Below are 16,919 nucleotides of genomic sequence, written 5' to 3'. Positions count from 1 at the left end.
TCTCTAAGGCCGCAACTCGGCGGCAAAGTCATAGCGGCGCAGCTCTGCGACAAAGTCGTAGTAATCGTTGCGGCAATAGGTGTCGGTGATTTCAATCGGCGTGTTGTCGGCGGTGTAGCCCACCCGGGTCATCAGCAGCATGGCGGTGCCGGGGGCGATGCCGACCAGCTTGGCGAATTCGTCCGAGGCGTTGATCGCCTGGATGTGTTGCAAGGCGCGCACGATGGGTTTGCCAATGCCTTCCAGGTATTCGTACAGCGAGCTGCCGACCACCTGTGGGTTGGGCAAGACGGTGGCGGGCATGGCGGTCATTTCAATGGCCATCACCGTGTCGTCGGCTTTGCGCAGGCGCTTGAGGCGCGCGACTTTGTCGGTGGGCGACAGGCACAGGCGGATCAGTTCTTCGTGGGTCGGCGGGGTGATGTCGCGCTCCAGCCATTGGGAGCTGGGCACGAAGCCCTTGAGGCGCAGCATCTCGCTGAAACCGGACAGGCGTGACAACGGCTGTTCCAGGCGCGGCGTGATAAAGGTGCCCGAGCCTTGGCTGCGGCGGATCAGGCCTTGGGCAAACAGCACTTCCAGGGCTTTGCGGGCGGTGACCCGCGAGATGCTCAACTGCTCGCACAGCGCACGTTCCGAGGGCAGCGCCTGTTCGGACGTCCACTGGCCGGCATGGATCGCCGCTTCCAGTTTGCGCGCCAGTTGCAGGTACAGCGGCGTGGATTGCTTGTCGTCGGGGCGCAGGGCCAGGATGGGGTTCATCGTTCAGGTTTCCGATGCGGTTATTGGAGTGTTGTCGCCCGGTATTGGCCGGAAATTAATACCACTTAAATACCATGTCAATGCAGCCAAAATGGTACAGGCCAGGGTTTTAGAGCCCTGTAGTAGGGCTTATTTTCAAGTGGTATTAGAGAGGTCTTTGTTGCGCGCAGAGCAGCGCAGCCCGGCGCGGTGAACTGGTATTCACCGGCGGGCGTGATCTGAGGTGGGATTTTTTTTGAATTAATTTACGAACGGTCGACGATTACGGACGAATCTCGATCAGGGTGCCGTCCTTGACCAGGTTCCACACTTCCCGCATGTCGACGTTGCGCATGCCGATGCAGCCGTCGGTCCAGTCCAGGGTGTGGAACCACTGCTCCGGGTATTCTTCGGTGTCGGGGGTGCCGTGGATCATGATCATGCTGCCGGGCTTCACGCCTTCGCGGCGGGCGCGTGCGGCGTCACTGATATTGGGGTAGGAAATGTGCATGGCCAGGTTGAAGCGCTCGCTGGTCTTGCGCCAGTCGAGCCAGTACAGGCCCTCCGGCGTGCGGCGGTCGCCCTCGACCAGTTTTTGGCCCTTGGGGTTCTTGCCGAGGGAAATGCGGTAGGTCTTGAGGGGCTTGCCGTCGTTGATCAACTGCAATTGGTGGGCGGACTTGAGGACCAGGACTTTTTCGACGGTTTTGCCGCCGATGGTTTCTACGGTGGAGGCTGATGACAACGTAGCGAACGACAGGCAGATAAGAGCGAGCAACAAACGCATTAAAACGGTTTCCCTGAGAAAAAGTGCTGCCTGGAATTATTTGGGCGACGGCATCATCGGCGGCACCGCTTCGCTGCGCACCGGGAACTGCTGTTGGCGGCGGTCGGCGAAAAAGCATTCTAAGGTACGCCCGACCGTGCGGAAAGCCAGCTCGGACCAAGGGATGTCGGCTTCGTCGAACAGCTGCACTTCAAGGCTTTCGGGGCCTGCGGCGAAATCCAGGTCGACCAGTTCGGCACGGTAGAAGATGTGCACCTGGTTGATGTGGGGCACATCGATCAGGGTGTAGATGCTCAGGTTGCACACACGGGCGCAGGCTTCTTCCAGGGTTTCGCGGGCGGCGGCCTGTTCGACGGTCTCGCCGTTTTCCATGAAGCCGGCGGGCAGGGTCCAGTAACCCAGGCGCGGTTCGATGGCGCGGCGGCACAACAGCACTTTATCGCCCCACACCGGCACGGTGCCGGCCACGATATTGGGGTTCTGATAATGAATGGTCGAACAGTGATCACACACAAAACGCAGGCGGCCGTCGCCGTCGGGGATGCGTTGGGTGACCGGTTTACCGCACTGGCTGCAGAAATTCATGCTGGGGTTCCTGGAAAGTGCGTCTATCTTGGCGTGGAGGGCAGGGCGCTGCAACAAGTTGTCGTTTAGCGACACCGACAGGGTTTTGGGGTTGGGCACCCGCACGCTTTGGTGCATGATGCAAGGTAGCCAACAGACCGAGATGACTCATGCTGGACGAGCTACTTCGCCGGGTAAGCAATCACACCCCCCACACGCTGGAAACTGACGGACGTTTCCCCGAGGCCGCGGTGCTGGTGCCGATTACCCGTAGTGACGAACCTGAGCTGATCCTGACCCTGCGCGCCAGCGGCCTGTCGACCCACGGTGGCGAAGTGGCCTTCCCCGGCGGGCGCCGTGACCCCGAAGACCCGGACCTGATCTTTACCGCCTTGCGCGAGGCCGAAGAAGAAATCGGCCTGCCGCCCGGCCTGGTGGAGGTGATCGGCCCGTTGAGCCCGTTGATTTCCCTGCATGGCATTCGGGTCACGCCTTATGTCGGCGTTATCCCCGATTACGTCGAATACCTGGCCAACGACGCCGAGATTGCCGCCGTTTTCAGCGTGCCTTTGGAGTTCTTCCGACAGGACCCGCGTGAACATACCCACAGGATCGATTACCAGGGCCGCAGTTGGTACGTGCCCAGTTATCGGTTTGGCGAATACAAGATCTGGGGCCTGACGGCGATCATGATCGTCGAGCTGATCAACCTGCTCTATGACGACGCCAAGATCAGCCTGCATCAGCCCCCCAAGAGCTTCATCAATAGCTAAAAGCCATCGTTTGAATGGCATGCCGTGAGGACACACCATGAAATACCGCCTGGGCGACGCCCGCGTCGAGACGCATCCCCACAGCTGGGTGGCCCCCAATGCCACGCTGGTGGGCAAGGTCAAGCTGGAGGAGGGCGCCAACGTCTGGTTCAACGCGGTGTTGCGTGGCGACAACGAGCTGATCCTGATTGGCAAGAACAGCAACGTGCAAGACGGCAGCGTGATGCACACCGACATGGGCTACCCGCTGACCCTGGGCACCGGCGTGACCATCGGCCACAACGCCATGTTGCACGGCTGTACCGTCGACGACTACAGCCTGATTGGCATCAACGCGGTGATCCTCAATGGCGCCAGGATTGGCAAGCATTGCATCATCGGCGCCAATTCGCTGATCGGCGAAGGCAAGGAAATTCCTGACGGCTCGCTGGTGATGGGTTCGCCGGGCAAGGTGGTGCGTGAGTTGACCGAGGCGCAGAAGAAGATGCTGGAAGCCAGCGCCGCGCACTATGTGCACAACTCGCAGCGTTATGCGCGTGACTTGGCTGAGCAGGAAGAATGAACCCGATCGAACGCTCCGTTGCCTCGCCGTGCGTGAGTATTTGTGCGCTGGATGACGACGATATCTGTACCGGCTGCCAGCGTACGGTAGACGAGATCACGCGCTGGGGGCGCATGGACAATGCCGAGCGCCGTGTGGTGTTGGGGTTGTGCCATGAGCGTGCGGTGGCGGGGGGGATGGTGTTTATGGTTTCGGGGAAATCTAGCGCCTGATAGATTGCTTTCGCGAGCAAGTCCGCTCCCACAGTTGACCGCATTCCTACAGAATAAACGCGGTCCAAATGTGGGAGCGGGCTTGCTCGCGAAGGGGCCCGCCCCGACGACATATTTCCAATTGTGAAGTACCCTGTGCGGCATAACCCACAGGTCCACTTTCCCATGCTCTTCCTGATCGCCTACATCAGCAGCGTCGTGCTGATCAACTTCGCCTTCTCCACCGCCCCGCACCTGGATGTCATCTGGTCCGCCTGGGGTGGCCTGGTGTTTATCCTGCGCGACATGGTGCAAACCCGCTTCGGCCACGGTGCAATCGTCGCCATGCTGGCGGCGCTGGTGCTGTCCTATGTCACGTCCGACCCGGCGATCGCGCTGGCCAGCGCCACGGCGTTTGCGGTGTCCGAGTGCATCGACTGGCTGGTGTTCAGCATCACCAAGCGTGCGCTTCACGACCGCCTGTGGATAAGCTCGGCGCTGAGCATTCCCCTCGATACCTTTATCTTTTTCGGCTTGATCGGTGCGCTTACCCCGGCCGTCGCGGGCACGGCGCTGGTGTCGAAATTCGCCGGGGTCACGGTGGTGTGGCTGATCATGGCCTGGCGCGTGCACAAGCGAGCTGTCGCCAACTGAGGCCAATTCTTGCAGTTCATGTAAAATGCCGGCCTTTCTCCCCATGATCCGCTCCCCTGAGGACCTGAGATGACCCGAATCGGAACTCCATTGTCGCCAACCGCGACCCGCGTTTTGCTGTGTGGCTGCGGTGAGCTGGGCAAGGAAGTGGTAATCGAGCTGCAACGCCTGGGCGTTGAAGTGATTGCCGTGGATCGCTACGCCAATGCGCCGGCCATGCAGGTCGCGCACCGCAGCCACGTGATCAATATGCTCGACGGCGCCGCCCTGCGTGCGGTGATCGAGGCCGAGAAGCCGCACTTCATCGTGCCGGAAATCGAAGCCATCGCCACCGCCACCCTGGTAGAGCTGGAAGCCGAAGGCTTCACCGTGATCCCGACTGCACGCGCAACCTCGCTGACCATGAACCGCGAAGGCATCCGTCGCCTGGCCGCTGAAGAGCTGGACCTGCCGACCTCGCCGTATCACTTCGCTGATACCTTCGAAGACTACAGCAAGGCCGTCCAGGACCTGGGCTTCCCGTGCGTGGTCAAGCCGGTGATGAGTTCGTCGGGCAAGGGCCAGAGCCTGCTGCGCAGCACCGACGACGTGCAGAAAGCCTGGGAGTACGCCCAGGAAGGCGGGCGCGCCGGCAAAGGGCGGGTGATCATCGAAGGCTTTATCGACTTCGACTACGAGATCACCTTGCTGACCGTGCGCCACATTGGCGGCACCACCTTCTGCGCGCCGGTTGGTCATCGTCAGGAGAAGGGCGATTACCAGGAGTCCTGGCAGCCACAGGCCATGAGCCCGATTGCCCTGGCCGAATCCGAGCGCGTTGCCAAGGCGGTCACCGAAGCATTGGGTGGCCGTGGTCTGTTTGGCGTGGAGTTGTTTATCAAGGGCGATCAGGTGTGGTTCAGCGAAGTTTCGCCGCGTCCCCATGACACGGGTTTGGTGACGTTGATTTCCCAGGATCTGTCGCAGTTCGCCTTGCACGCGCGGGCAATTCTCGGCCTGCCAATTCCATTGATCCGCCAGTTCGGACCTTCGGCTTCGGCGGTGATTCTGGTGGAGGGGCAGTCGACCCAGACTGCATTCGCCAACCTTGGCGCGGCCTTGAGCGAGCCGGACACGGCGTTGCGTCTGTTTGGTAAACCGGAAGTGAATGGCCAGCGCCGTATGGGCGTGGCGTTGGCGCGGGATGAGTCGATTGAAGCGGCTCGGGCTAAAGCGACCCGTGCTTCCAAGGCTGTTGTAGTAGAGCTGTAAACCGCGTCGCGCCCTTCGCGAGCAAGCCCGCTCCCACATTTGACCGCATTCTCATGCTGGAACTCGGTCAAGTGTGGGAGCGGGCTTGCTCGCGAAGGCGATCTATCAGGCGACTTTATTCAAATCGTTATCCCGCGTCTCTTTCAGGCACAGCACCGCAATCAAGCTAAGCAACGCTGCCGCCGACACATACCCACCGACATAGCTCAGCCCGCCCATCGCCACCAGCTTGGTCGCGAAGAACGGCGCCGCCGAGGCTCCCACAATCCCACCCAGGTTATAGGCCGCCGAAGCGCCGGTATAACGTACGCGGGTCGGGAACAGTTCCGGCAGCATCGCGCCCATCGGCGCAAAGGTCACGCCCATCAGGAACAGCTCTAGCGCCAGGAACAGCGCCACAGCCCAGGTCGAACCGTGGGTCAGCAGTGGTTCCATGGTGAAACCCGACAGGATCGCCAGGATTGCGCCGACGATCAGCACCGGCTTGCGCCCGTAGCGATCACTGGCCAAGGCCGCCAGTGGCGTCGCCAGGCCCATGAACAGCACCGCGAAGCACAGCAAGCCGAGGAACGTCTCGCGGCTGTAGCCCAGGGTGGACACGCCGTAGCTCAGGGAAAACGCCGTGGTGATGTAGAACAGCGCATAACACACCACCATCGATGCGGCGCCCAACAGTACTGGCAGCCAATGCTGGCTGAACAGCTCCACCAACGGCACTTTGACTGGCGCTTCTTTGGCCACGGCATTGGCGAACACCGGGGTCTCGTGCAGTTTGAGGCGCGCATACAGGCCAACCATCACCAGCGCAGCGCTGAGGATGAACGGGATACGCCAGCCCCAGCTGCGGAACTGCTCGTCGCTCAGGCTCATGGCCAGGATCAGGAACAAGCCGTTGGCCGCCAGGAAGCCGATCGACGGGCCCAATTGCGGGAACATGCCGAACCAGGCACGTTTGCCTTTCGGTGCGTTCTCGGTCGCCAGCAAGGCTGCGCCGCCCCATTCCCCGCCCAGGCCAAGGCCCTGGCCGAAACGCAGCACACACAGCAGGATGGGGGCCCAGGCGCCGATGCTGTCATACCCCGGCAGCAAGCCGATCAACGTGGTGCACACGCCCATCAGCAGCAGCGAGGCCACCAGTGTGGATTTGCGCCCGATACGGTCTCCGAAGTGGCCGAACAACGCCGAACCCAGCGGGCGGGCGATGAAGGCGATACCGAAGGTCAGGAACGACGCCAGCATCTGCGCGGTGCCGGAGGTCTGCGGGAAGAACACCGGGCCAATCACCAGTGCAGCGGCAGTGGCATAGATATAGAAGTCGTAGAACTCGATGGCGGTGCCGACGATGCTCGCCGTGGCAACCCGCGCGGTCGAGTTGGTCGGTGCAGCGGTCGCCGCTTCGTTATAGGTGGTGCTCATGAAGGTATCCCTGGCAGTCAGTGCGCGTTTGGACGCGGATTATTATTGGTCGAACACCCATGGATCAGGGTTGTGTGCGGGGCCGCTCGGGATGGGGGCGGACACCGGTCAGACACGGTAATGCGGCGCCTGTCCGCTTGGAGTGCGGGTAGCACGCGGACGGGTGGGGCTCTGGTAGGCCGCAGGGATTATAGGAAGGGGTTTGGAGATACAACAAGAGGGACTGATGCACCGCAAACCAAATGTGTCAGATAGTCAGGCGGCGACCGGCACGCGATTGGTGTGCCAGATCAGCACCTTGCTCACCCGGTTGTCCTCGGTCTCGAGGATCTCCAGGCGATAGCGGCCGATCTTCAGGCACACCGCGCAATCGGGGATGGTTTCCAGTGCTTCAGTGACCAAGCCATTGAGGGTTTTGGGCCCGTCGCTGGGCAGGTGCCAGTTCAGGCTCTTGTTCAACTCGCGGATCGATGCGGCGCCATCGATGATATAGCGACCGTCCGGTTGCGCCTCGATATGCGGGTTGTCCGCGCTCTGCTCGCTTTCGAATTCGCCGACGATCTCTTCGAGGATGTCTTCCAGGGTCACGATGCCCAGCACTTCGCCGTATTCGTCCACCACCATGCCCAGGCGCCGTTGCTGCTTGTGGAAATTCAGCAGTTGCAGTTGCAGCGGTGTGCTCTCCGGGACGAAGTAGGGCTCGTGGCAGGCGGCGAGCAACGCTTCTTTGGTCAGGCTGGCGTCGGGCAGCAGGTGCTGGATCTGGCGGGTGTTGAGCACCGCTTCCACTTGGTTGATGTCGCTGTGGAATACCGGCAGGCGTGTGCGTTGGGAGCTGCGCAGTTGCTCGATGATCGCTTCGATCGGGTCATCCAGGTTGATGCCGTCCACTTCGCTGCGCGGTACCAGGATGTCATTGACCGTGATGTTGTCGAGGGCGTGGATGCCGGGCATGCCAGGGGGACGGTCTGCGTCGGCCTGGGGCTCGGGTTCGTCGTCGTGATCAGGCAGTGGCTCGTCGCTCTTTTTCACCACGCCGGTCTTGCGGGCGAACGGGCGCAGCAACAAGAGGCTGATGCCGTTGAGCAGCCAGGCCAGGGGATAGAGGATTTTCAGCGGCACGCCCAGCAGCGTATTGCCAAAGCCGAGCACCGCCTGCGGGTAGCGGGTGGCGAGGGCGCGGGGCAGGTAGTCGGCGAGGACCAGCAGGAGTGCACAGGAGATCAGCCAGCCCAGCCATGGACCGTTCTGCGCCCAGGCATAGATCGCCAGCAGCGTGCAGAGGATCACCACTGCGGCACGACACAGGCTGTTGCACAGGATCAGGCTATTGCGCGGAAAGTTCAGGCGCGCGGCCGCCTTGTCGCCCTGGCGAGTGCCCGGGCGCAGTGCCAGCAGGTGCTGTTGCGCGGCCTCGATAGCGGTAAACAGCGCCGCCCATAACACCAGCAAGGCGACTACCGCGAGCATCGGCCCCAAGGGCAAGTTGTCCATGATCGCGGTCCGTCAGATATGCAGGATGTATTCACGAACCAGCTTGCTGCCGAAATAGGCCAGCATCAGCAGGCAGAAACCGGCCAGGGTCCAGCGGATCGCCTTGTGCCCGCGCCAGCCGAGACGGTTGCGGCCCCACAGGAGCACGCTGAACACCACCCAGGCCAGGCACGCCAACAGGGTTTTGTGCACCAGGTGCTGGGCGAACAGGTTTTCGAAGAACAGCCAGCCAGAAATCAGCGACATCGACAGCAGCGTCCAGCCGGCCCACAGGAAACCGAACAGCAGGCTTTCCATGGTTTGCAGCGGCGGGAAGTTCTTGATCAGCCCGGACGGATGCTTGTGCTTGAGCTGGTGGTCCTGCAGCAGCAGGAGCAGGGCCTGGAACACCGCGATGGTGAACATGCCGTAGGCCAGGATCGACAGCAGGATATGCGCGAGGATACCCGGCTCCTCATCGATCACCGGTACGGTGCCGGTCGGGGCGAATTGCGCCAGCAGCACCGTCAGCAAGCCGAGGGGGAATAGCAGGACCAGCAGGTTTTCCACCGGGATGCGCGAGCAGGCGATCAGCGTCAAGGCGATCACGGCGGCAGCGATCAGGCTGGCGGCACTGAAAAAATCCAGGCCCAGGCCGACTGGCGTCATCAGGTGGGTAAACAGGCTGGCAGCGTGAGCCAGCAGGGCAAGGACGCCAAGGCCGACCAGCAGGCGTTTGTCCGCCTTGGTGCCTTGGGCCAGACGAGTGCCCTGATAGAGAGTCGCAGCGGCATACAACACGGCGGCGGCGAGGCTGGATAGCAAACTGGGTGACAAAGGGAGCATAAATCCTGTTAGGCAAGCCCGAAAGCCGCTGAGTTTGGCATACCCCCGCGTAACACGAAAGACTCTCAGGCCAGACAGCGGGTGTGCACGGCGACAGTCTTCGCTATAATCCGCGACCTGCCCACGCCGCAGGCTCGCCAAGCGCTGTTTTTAATAGCGATTTATCACAGCCTGGGCCGCCATGACCTCGGTCTACCAATGCACTTCGCTGAATAGGGCCTGAAAGGATCGCGCATGTTTGAAAACTTGACTGACCGTCTCTCGCAGACGCTGCGCCACGTAACCGGCAAGGCCAAGCTGACCGAGGACAATATTAAAGACACCCTGCGCGAAGTGCGCATGGCGTTGCTGGAAGCCGACGTGGCGTTGCCTGTGGTCAAGGACTTCGTCAACTCGGTCAAGGAGCGCGCGGTCGGCACTGAAGTGTCCCGCAGCCTGACTCCGGGCCAGGCGTTTGTAAAAATCGTCCAGGCTGAACTCGAAAGCCTGATGGGCGCGGCCAACGAAGACCTGAACCTCAGCGCCGTGCCACCGGCTGTCGTGCTGATGGCGGGCCTGCAAGGTGCGGGCAAGACCACCACTGCCGGCAAGCTGGCGCGCTTCCTTAAAGAGCGCAAGAAGAAGTCCGTGATGGTCGTGTCGGCCGACGTATACCGTCCGGCGGCGATCAAGCAGCTGGAAATGCTTGCGGGCGAAGTGGGCGTGACCTTCTTCCCGTCCGACCTGAGCCAGAAGCCGGTCGACATCGCCAACGCGGCTATTAAAGAAGCCAGGCTGAAATTCATCGACGTGGTCATCGTCGATACCGCCGGTCGCTTGCACATCGACGAAGAGATGATGGGCGAGATCAAGGCGTTGCACGCTGCGATCAACCCGGTCGAGACGCTGTTCGTGGTCGACGCCATGACCGGCCAGGATGCGGCCAACACCGCCAAGGCCTTCGGTGACGCACTGCCGCTGACCGGCGTGATCCTGACCAAGGTCGACGGCGACGCCCGTGGCGGTGCCGCGCTGTCGGTGCGTGCCATTACTGGCAAGCCGATCAAGTTCATCGGTATGGGCGAGAAGAGCGACGCGCTCGAACCGTTCCATCCGGAGCGTATCGCTTCGCGTATCCTCGGCATGGGCGACGTGCTCAGCCTGATCGAGCAGGCCGAGGCCACGCTCGACAAGGACAAGGCCGACAAACTGGCCAAGAAGCTGAAGAAGGGCAAGGGCTTCGACCTCGAAGACTTCCGCGACCAGCTGCAACAAATGAAGAACATGGGCGGCCTCGGCGGCCTGATGGACAAGCTGCCAAACATCGGCGGTGTGAACCTGGCGCAAATGGGCAATGCCCAGGGCGCGGCAGAGAAGCAGTTCAAGCAGATGGAAGCCATCATCAACTCCATGACCCCGGCCGAGCGCCGCGACCCTGAGCTGATCAGCGGTTCGCGCAAGCGTCGGATCGCCATGGGTTCCGGCACCCAGGTGCAGGACATCGGTCGCTTGATCAAGCAGCACAAGCAGATGCAGAAGATGATGAAGAAATTCTCCGCCAAGGGCGGTATGGCCAAGATGATGCGCGGCATGGGCGGTATGTTGCCCGGTGGCGGCATGCCGAAAATGTAAAGAATTCGAGCGGGGGCCTGGCTCCTGCTCCGACCCACAGGGATGTGGGATCTCCAGCAAACCCGCCGTTGGCGGGGGCTGACTCGCCGTTTTAATCGACGGCTCTATAGCAGATCTGAATGGCACGCCTATAGGCGCCAGAAAAAGACATTTGCAAAAGTCCGGATATTCCTTAGAATATGCGGCCTTTCGGGCACCTATGCCCGCTGTGCATTTAGATTTGCAGCACCGACTACAGGAACGATGTTCACATGCTAACAATCCGTCTTGCCCTTGGCGGCTCCAAAAAGCGCCCGTTTTACCACTTGACCGTAACTGACAGCCGCAACCCACGTGACGGCTCTCACAAGGAACAAGTTGGCTTCTTCAACCCGGTTGCTCGTGGTCAAGAAGTCCGTCTGTCCGTGAACCAAGAGCGCGTAGCCTACTGGCTGAGCGTTGGTGCACAACCATCTGAGCGTGTTGCTCAGCTGCTGAAGGACTCGGCTAAGGCCGCAGCCTGAGCAATATGAACGCGACGCCAGCTGTTGCTGATGATTTGATCGTTATCGGCAAGATTTACTCTGTTCATGGCGTTCGCGGCGAAGTGAAGGTGTATTCCTTTACTGATCCGACTGAAAACCTGTTGCAGTACAAGACCTGGACGCTCAAGCGCGAAGGTAGTGTGAAACAGGTCGAGCTGGTCAGTGGACGCGGGAGCGACAAGTTCCTGGTCGCAAAGCTCAAGGGTCTTGATGATCGTGAAGAAGCTCGTCTTCTGGCCGGTTATGAGATCTGCGTGCCGCGTAACCTGTTCCCTGAATTGACCGACGGCGAGTACTACTGGTACCAGCTGGAAGGTCTGAAGGTTGTTGATCAACTCGGGCAATTGCTCGGGAAAATCGATCATCTTCTGGAAACCGGCGCCAATGATGTAATGGTGGTCAAGCCTTGCGCTGGCAGCCTGGATGATCGCGAACGCCTGTTGCCGTATACCGAGCAATGCGTGTTGGCCGTCGACCTGGCAGCGGGCGAGATGAAGGTGGAATGGGATGCGGACTTCTAAGCGTGGCTAATCTGCGCATTGAAGTGATCAGTTTGTTTCCCGAGATGTTTTCCGCCATCAGCGAGTACGGCATCACCAGTCGGGCGGTGAAACAGGGGCTGTTGCAGCTCACCTGTTGGAACCCGCGAGACTACACGACGGATCGACATCACACTGTGGACGATCGCCCATTTGGCGGTGGCCCGGGCATGGTGATGAAGATCAAGCCCCTGGAAGACGCATTGGCCCAGGCCAAGGCTGCAGCGGGGGAGAAGGCGAAGGTGATTTACCTGTCCCCTCAAGGCCGTCAGCTGAAACAGGCTGCGGTACGCGACATGGCGAATGAGGAAGCACTGATCCTGATTGCCGGTCGCTATGAAGGCATTGACGAGCGCTTTATAGAGGCTCATGTCGATGAAGAGTGGTCGATTGGGGACTATGTCCTGTCTGGCGGCGAGCTGCCGGCGATGGTCCTGATAGATGCGGTTACACGACTGCTGCCTGGAGCTTTAGGGCATGCGGACTCCGCGGAGGAAGATTCCTTCACGGATGGTTTGCTGGATTGCCCGCACTACACCCGACCGGAGGTGTATGCGGATCAGCGTGTTCCCGACGTATTGCTAAGTGGCAATCACGCACACATCCGGCGTTGGCGTTTACAGCAGTCCCTTGGTCGGACCTATGAACGACGCGCCGATCTTCTGGAAAGCCGCTCGCTTTCTGGAGAAGAGAAGAAGCTGCTCGAGGAATACATCCTCGCGCGGGACGATAGTTAACAACGTATCGATGGTAGGTCCATTGACTTACCTTAGGAGCACAGCATGACTAACAAAATCATCCTTGCACTCGAAGCAGAGCAGATGACCAAAGAGATCCCTACCTTTGCCCCGGGCGACACCATTGTCGTTCAGGTGAAAGTGAAGGAAGGCGACCGTTCGCGTCTGCAAGCGTTCGAAGGCGTGGTAATCGCCAAGCGTAACCGTGGTGTGAACAGTGCTTTCACTGTTCGTAAAATCTCCAACGGTGTTGGCGTAGAGCGTACTTTCCAGACCTACAGCCCGCAAATCGACAGCATGGCCGTCAAGCGTCGCGGTGACGTACGTAAAGCCAAGCTGTACTACCTGCGTGACCTGTCCGGTAAAGCAGCTCGCATCAAGGAAAAACTGGCTTAAGTCCAGCTTCCCGATGCAGAAAAAAGCAGCCTACGGGCTGCTTTTTTGTGCCTGAAATTTGTCTATTTGCCGGTATTTGTCCATGACCTCCCGCCTCGAAGAAATCCAGCGCCGCACCGACCTGTCCGTCACCCATGTGACCAAGGCCGTGTTCCCGCCGACCACCAACCACCACAATACGTTGTTCGGTGGCACCGCCTTGGCGTGGATGGATGAAGTGTCGTTCATCACGGCCACCCGTTTCTGCCGTCTCCCACTGGTCACGGTCTCCACCGACCGTATCGACTTCAACCACGCGATCCCGGCGGGTTCCATCGTTGAGTTGATCGGTCGCGTGATCAAAGTCGGTAACACCAGCCTCAAGGTCGAGGTGGAAGTGTTCGTCGAGAGCATGAGTGCTGATGGTCGTGAAAAGGCGATCCAGGGTGTGTTCAGTTTTGTGGCCATTGATGCCGATAAGCGACCAGTGCCAGTGCTGCCTGGGTTTGTAGACTGATCTGGAACCGCGTCGCGGCCTTCGCAGGCAAGCCTGCTCCCACATTTGATCGGTGTTGGATGCAAATCAGTGGCCCAACACAAAACCCTGTGGGAGCTGGCTTGCCTGCGATAGGATCTGACAGACACTCCAGTAATCCACCTGAGCCCCCATGCCCGCCATTGACCACCCCTTGATCGACCGCTTCCTCGATGCCCTTTGGTTGGAAAAAGGCCTGTCGGACAACACCCGCCAGGCTTACCGCAGCGACCTGGCCCTGTTCAATGGCTGGCTACAGGAAAAAAATCTCGAACTGCTCAACGCCGGCCGCGAGCTGATCCTCGACCACCTGGCCTGGCGCCTGGAACAGAACTACAAGCCACGTTCCACTGCACGATTCCTCTCCGGTGTGCGTGGTTTTTATCGCTATCTGCTGCGGGAAAAGCTGATCGCCCTCGACCCCACCCTGCAAGTCGATATGCCCCAACTTGGCAGACCATTGCCCAAATCCCTGTCGGAAGCTGACGTGGAGGCCTTGCTCGCCGCCCCGGACCTGAGTGAAGCCATCGGCCAGCGCGACCGCGCCATGCTCGAAGTGCTGTACGCCTGCGGCCTGCGGGTGACTGAGCTGATCAGCCTGACCCTGGAGCAAGTGAACCTGCGCCAGGGTGTGTTGCGGGTGATGGGCAAGGGCAGTAAGGAGCGGCTGGTGCCGATGGGCGAGGAGGCGATTGTGTGGGTCGAGCGCTATATGCGCGATGCCCGCGGCGAACTGCTCGGCGGGCGCCCCAGCGATGTGCTGTTCCCCAGCCTGCGTGGCGAGCAGATGACCCGCCAGACCTTCTGGCACCGCATCAAGCACCAGGCCAGGGTTGCCGGGATCGGTAAGACGCTGTCGCCCCACACGTTGCGCCATGCATTCGCTACGCATTTGCTCAACCACGGGGCGGATTTGCGTGTGGTCCAGATGCTGCTCGGCCACAGCGACTTATCCACCACCCAGATCTACACCCATGTGGCACGCGCACGTTTGCAGGATATGCACGCCAAGCACCACCCGCGAGGCTGAAAACGTCCAATTTATCCGGCCACGGGCTGCCCTGCGGCCCAACTGTGGTAGGCTTTGCCGGTTAGCAAAGGGGACGACCCAGACCTGTGTTGCCAAGCAGTGTTACTTCCCGTCCCTGCATCTGCCTTCAGGAGTTCCCATGCGCTTGACCCAGATTATTGCCGCCGCAGCCATTGCGTTGGTTTCCACCTTTGCCTTCGCCGATGACGCTGCCGAGCAGACCATCCGCAAGAGCCTGGCCAACCTGCAGCTCGATACCCCGATCGAAAGCATCAGCGCCAGCCCGATGGCAGGCCTGTATGAAGTCAAGCTCAAGGGCAGCCGCGTGCTGTACGCCAGCGCCGACGGCCAGTACATCGTCCAGGGCTACCTGTTCCAGTTGAAGGATGGCAAGCCGGTCAACCTGACGGAAAAAGCCGAACGCCTGGGTGTTTCCAAGCTGATCAATGGTATTCCGGTGGCCGAGACGGTGGTGTACCCGGCCATCGGCGAGACCAAGACCCATATCACCGTGTTCACCGACACGACCTGCCCGTATTGCCACAAGCTGCACGCCGAAGTGCCTGCGCTGAACAAGCTCGGCGTGGAAGTACGCTACGTAGCGTTCCCGCGCCAGGGCCTGGGTTCGCCGGGTGACGAGCAGTTGCAAGCGGTGTGGTGCTCGGCCGACAAGAAAGCCGCCATGGACAAGATGGTCGACGGCAAGGAAATCAAGGCGGCCAAATGTGCCAATCCGGTTTCCAAGCAATTCGCCTTGGGCCAGTCCATCGGTGTGAACGGTACGCCGGCCATCGTTTTGGCCGACGGCCAAGTGATTCCGGGCTACCAGCCAGCACCACAAGTTGCCAAACTGGCGCTCGGTGCCAAATAAATCAGTATCGTCGAAACGTCGACGATCAAGGCGCGCTGACACGTCGGCGGGTCGTTAATTGCAAGCCGCAGTCGTGCGGCTGTTTTCCACGGCCGACCTAGCGTCGGCCGTTTCATGGGGAGTTCTTCAGTGAAACCGGTCAAAGTAGGCATCTGTGGGTTAGGGACCGTCGGTGGCGGCACCTTCAACGTACTTCAGCGTAATGCTGAAGAAATTTCCCGCCGTGCAGGTCGCGGGATTGAAGTGGCGCAAATTGCCACGCGTTCGCCAAAGCCTCAGTTCGAAACGACCGGTATTGCGATTACCAACGATGTCTTCGCCGTTGCCACCAACCCCGAAATCGATATTGTCATTGAGCTGGTCGGCGGCTACACCGTGGCCCGCGAGCTGGTGCTCAAGGCCATCGAGAACGGCAAACACGTGGTCACCGCCAACAAGGCGTTGATCGCCGTGCACGGCAACGAGATCTTCGCCAAGGCGCGCGAGAAGGGCGTGATCGTGGCGTTCGAAGCGGCGGTGGCCGGTGGTATCCCGGTGATCAAGGCGATCCGGGAAGGCCTGTCCGCCAACCGTATCAACTGGGTGGCCGGCATCATCAACGGCACCGGTAACTTCATCCTCACCGAAATGCGCGAGAAGGGCCGCACCTTCGAAGACGTGCTGGCCGAAGCCCAGGCCCTGGGTTACGCCGAAGCCGACCCGACCTTCGACGTGGAAGGCATCGACGCCGCGCACAAGCTGACCATCCTGGCGTCCATCGCCTTTGGTATCCCGCTGCAGTTCGACAAGGCCTACACCGAAGGCATCACCAAGCTGACCACCGCGGATGTGAACTACGCCGAAGCCCTGGGCTACCGCATCAAGCACCTGGGCGTTGCGCGCAGCACCCCGGCCGGTATTGAGCTGCGTGTGCACCCGACGCTGATCCCGGCGGACCGCCTGATCGCCAACGTCAATGGCGTGATGAACGCCGTGATGGTCAACGGTGACGCCGCCGGCTCCACGCTGTTCTACGGCGCCGGTGCCGGTATGGAGCCAACCGCTTCGTCGGTGATCGCCGACCTGGTGGACGTGGTGCGTGCCATGACCAGCGACCCGGAAAACCGCGTACCGCACCTGGCCTTCCAGCCGGATTCGCTGTCGGCCCACCCGATCCTGCCGATCGAAGCCTGCGAAAGCGCCTACTACCTGCGTATCCAGGCCCAGGATCACCCGGGCGTACTGGCTCAGGTCGCGAGCATCCTGTCGGAGCGCGGTATCAATATAGAGTCGATCATGCAGAAGGAAGTCGAGGAGCAAAACGGCCAGGTGCCGATGATCCTGCTGACCCACCGCGTGCTCGAGCAGCACATCAACGATGCCATCACCGCCCTGGAAGCCCTGCAAGGCGTGGTCGGCCCGGTGGTGCGCATCCGCGTCGAACACTTGAACTAACCGAT

General features: G+C 60.6%; 20 protein-coding genes. 14 read left to right on the top strand and 6 right to left on the bottom strand.

Annotated features, from left to right (window positions below; all coding sequences use genetic code 11):
• Positions 1-3 precede the first annotated feature (3 nt).
• The 3 genes from IB241_RS17750 to IB241_RS17740 all read right to left on the bottom strand — a co-directional run bounded on the left by IB241_RS17750 (position 4) and on the right by IB241_RS17740 (position 2,113).
• Positions 4-762: a GntR family transcriptional regulator gene (locus IB241_RS17750; RefSeq protein ID WP_192299534.1), complete on the bottom strand. Its 759-nt coding sequence runs from the start codon at positions 760-762 to the stop codon at positions 4-6.
• Positions 763-1,024: 262 nt separating this feature from the next.
• Positions 1,025-1,528: a L,D-transpeptidase family protein gene (locus tag IB241_RS17745; RefSeq protein ID WP_192299533.1), complete on the bottom strand. Its 504-nt coding sequence runs from the start codon at positions 1,526-1,528 to the stop codon at positions 1,025-1,027.
• Positions 1,529-1,564: 36 nt separating this feature from the next.
• On the bottom strand, positions 1,565-2,113 hold the full coding sequence (locus IB241_RS17740) for an NUDIX hydrolase (protein ID WP_192299532.1): 549 nt from the start codon (positions 2,111-2,113) through the stop codon (positions 1,565-1,567).
• A gap of 149 nt (positions 2,114-2,262) precedes the next feature.
• On the opposite strand from IB241_RS17740, the gene IB241_RS17735 reads away from it, so the two are divergent.
• From IB241_RS17735 to purT, 5 genes are all read left to right on the top strand, one after another.
• Entirely contained in the window at positions 2,263-2,865 is a 603-nt protein-coding gene (locus IB241_RS17735) for a CoA pyrophosphatase (protein WP_192299531.1), read from the top strand.
• A gap of 37 nt (positions 2,866-2,902) precedes the next feature.
• On the top strand, positions 2,903-3,427 hold the full coding sequence (locus IB241_RS17730; protein ID WP_192299530.1) for a gamma carbonic anhydrase family protein: 525 nt from the start codon (positions 2,903-2,905) through the stop codon (positions 3,425-3,427).
• A complete protein-coding gene (locus IB241_RS17725; RefSeq protein ID WP_192299529.1) occupies positions 3,424-3,639 on the top strand; it encodes a DUF1289 domain-containing protein in 216 nt (71 codons plus the stop codon). The genes IB241_RS17730 and IB241_RS17725 overlap by 4 nt, the downstream gene beginning before the upstream one ends.
• Positions 3,640-3,804: 165 nt before the next feature.
• Positions 3,805-4,272, top strand: coding sequence for a VUT family protein (locus tag IB241_RS17720; protein WP_192299528.1), 468 nt, complete (start codon positions 3,805-3,807; stop codon positions 4,270-4,272).
• A gap of 69 nt (positions 4,273-4,341) precedes the next feature.
• On the top strand, positions 4,342-5,523 hold the full coding sequence (purT, locus tag IB241_RS17715) for a formate-dependent phosphoribosylglycinamide formyltransferase (protein ID WP_192299527.1): 1,182 nt from the start codon (positions 4,342-4,344) through the stop codon (positions 5,521-5,523).
• A gap of 105 nt (positions 5,524-5,628) precedes the next feature.
• Here the strand turns inward: purT and IB241_RS17710 are convergent, their stop codons facing one another.
• The 3 genes from IB241_RS17710 to IB241_RS17700 all read right to left on the bottom strand — a co-directional run bounded on the left by IB241_RS17710 (position 5,629) and on the right by IB241_RS17700 (position 9,258).
• Positions 5,629-6,939, bottom strand: coding sequence for an MFS transporter (locus IB241_RS17710; protein ID WP_192299526.1), 1,311 nt, complete (start codon positions 6,937-6,939; stop codon positions 5,629-5,631).
• A gap of 255 nt (positions 6,940-7,194) precedes the next feature.
• The gene (locus IB241_RS17705) at positions 7,195-8,433 is read right to left on the bottom strand and encodes a transporter associated domain-containing protein (RefSeq protein ID WP_192299525.1); all 1,239 of its coding nucleotides are present in this window, start codon (positions 8,431-8,433) and stop codon (positions 7,195-7,197) included.
• A gap of 12 nt (positions 8,434-8,445) precedes the next feature.
• On the bottom strand, positions 8,446-9,258 hold the full coding sequence (locus IB241_RS17700; RefSeq protein ID WP_192299524.1) for an inner membrane protein YpjD: 813 nt from the start codon (positions 9,256-9,258) through the stop codon (positions 8,446-8,448).
• Positions 9,259-9,492: 234 nt separating this feature from the next.
• Between IB241_RS17700 and ffh the strand changes: the two genes are divergently transcribed.
• The 9 genes from ffh to IB241_RS17655 all read left to right on the top strand — a co-directional run bounded on the left by ffh (position 9,493) and on the right by IB241_RS17655 (position 16,914).
• The gene (gene ffh, locus IB241_RS17695) at positions 9,493-10,869 is read left to right on the top strand and encodes a signal recognition particle protein (protein WP_024077237.1); all 1,377 of its coding nucleotides are present in this window, start codon (positions 9,493-9,495) and stop codon (positions 10,867-10,869) included.
• A gap of 251 nt (positions 10,870-11,120) precedes the next feature.
• A complete protein-coding gene (gene rpsP, locus IB241_RS17690) occupies positions 11,121-11,372 on the top strand; it encodes a 30S ribosomal protein S16 (protein WP_045059142.1) in 252 nt (83 codons plus the stop codon).
• A 5-nt stretch (positions 11,373-11,377) separates the two neighbouring features.
• Complete coding sequence (gene rimM / locus IB241_RS17685) at positions 11,378-11,914, top strand: ribosome maturation factor RimM (RefSeq protein ID WP_017736776.1); 537 nt, start codon at positions 11,378-11,380, stop codon at positions 11,912-11,914.
• Positions 11,896-12,669, top strand: coding sequence for a tRNA (guanosine(37)-N1)-methyltransferase TrmD (gene trmD, locus IB241_RS17680; protein WP_192299523.1), 774 nt, complete (start codon positions 11,896-11,898; stop codon positions 12,667-12,669). The genes rimM and trmD overlap by 19 nt, the downstream gene beginning before the upstream one ends.
• A 45-nt stretch (positions 12,670-12,714) precedes the next feature.
• Complete coding sequence (gene rplS, locus IB241_RS17675) at positions 12,715-13,065, top strand: 50S ribosomal protein L19 (protein WP_003175895.1); 351 nt, start codon at positions 12,715-12,717, stop codon at positions 13,063-13,065.
• An 82-nt stretch (positions 13,066-13,147) separates the two neighbouring features.
• Positions 13,148-13,561 carry an acyl-CoA thioesterase gene (locus tag IB241_RS17670; RefSeq protein ID WP_192299522.1) on the top strand — a complete coding sequence of 138 codons (414 nt, stop codon included), beginning with the start codon at positions 13,148-13,150 and terminating at the stop codon, positions 13,559-13,561.
• Between the two features lie 151 nt (positions 13,562-13,712).
• Entirely contained in the window at positions 13,713-14,609 is an 897-nt protein-coding gene (gene xerD / locus IB241_RS17665) for a site-specific tyrosine recombinase XerD (protein ID WP_192299521.1), read from the top strand.
• A gap of 139 nt (positions 14,610-14,748) precedes the next feature.
• Positions 14,749-15,480, top strand: a complete 732-nt coding sequence (locus IB241_RS17660; protein WP_124525023.1) for a thioredoxin fold domain-containing protein — start codon at positions 14,749-14,751, stop codon at positions 15,478-15,480.
• Positions 15,481-15,609: 129 nt separating this feature from the next.
• Positions 15,610-16,914, top strand: a complete 1,305-nt coding sequence (locus IB241_RS17655) for a homoserine dehydrogenase (RefSeq protein ID WP_192299520.1) — start codon at positions 15,610-15,612, stop codon at positions 16,912-16,914.
• Positions 16,915-16,919 lie beyond the last annotated feature (5 nt).

Source organism: Pseudomonas sp. PDM05 (genome assembly GCF_014851685.1).
Classification (GTDB): domain Bacteria; phylum Pseudomonadota; class Gammaproteobacteria; order Pseudomonadales; family Pseudomonadaceae; genus Aquipseudomonas.
This window is presented reverse-complemented; position numbering and strand designations above follow the sequence as displayed.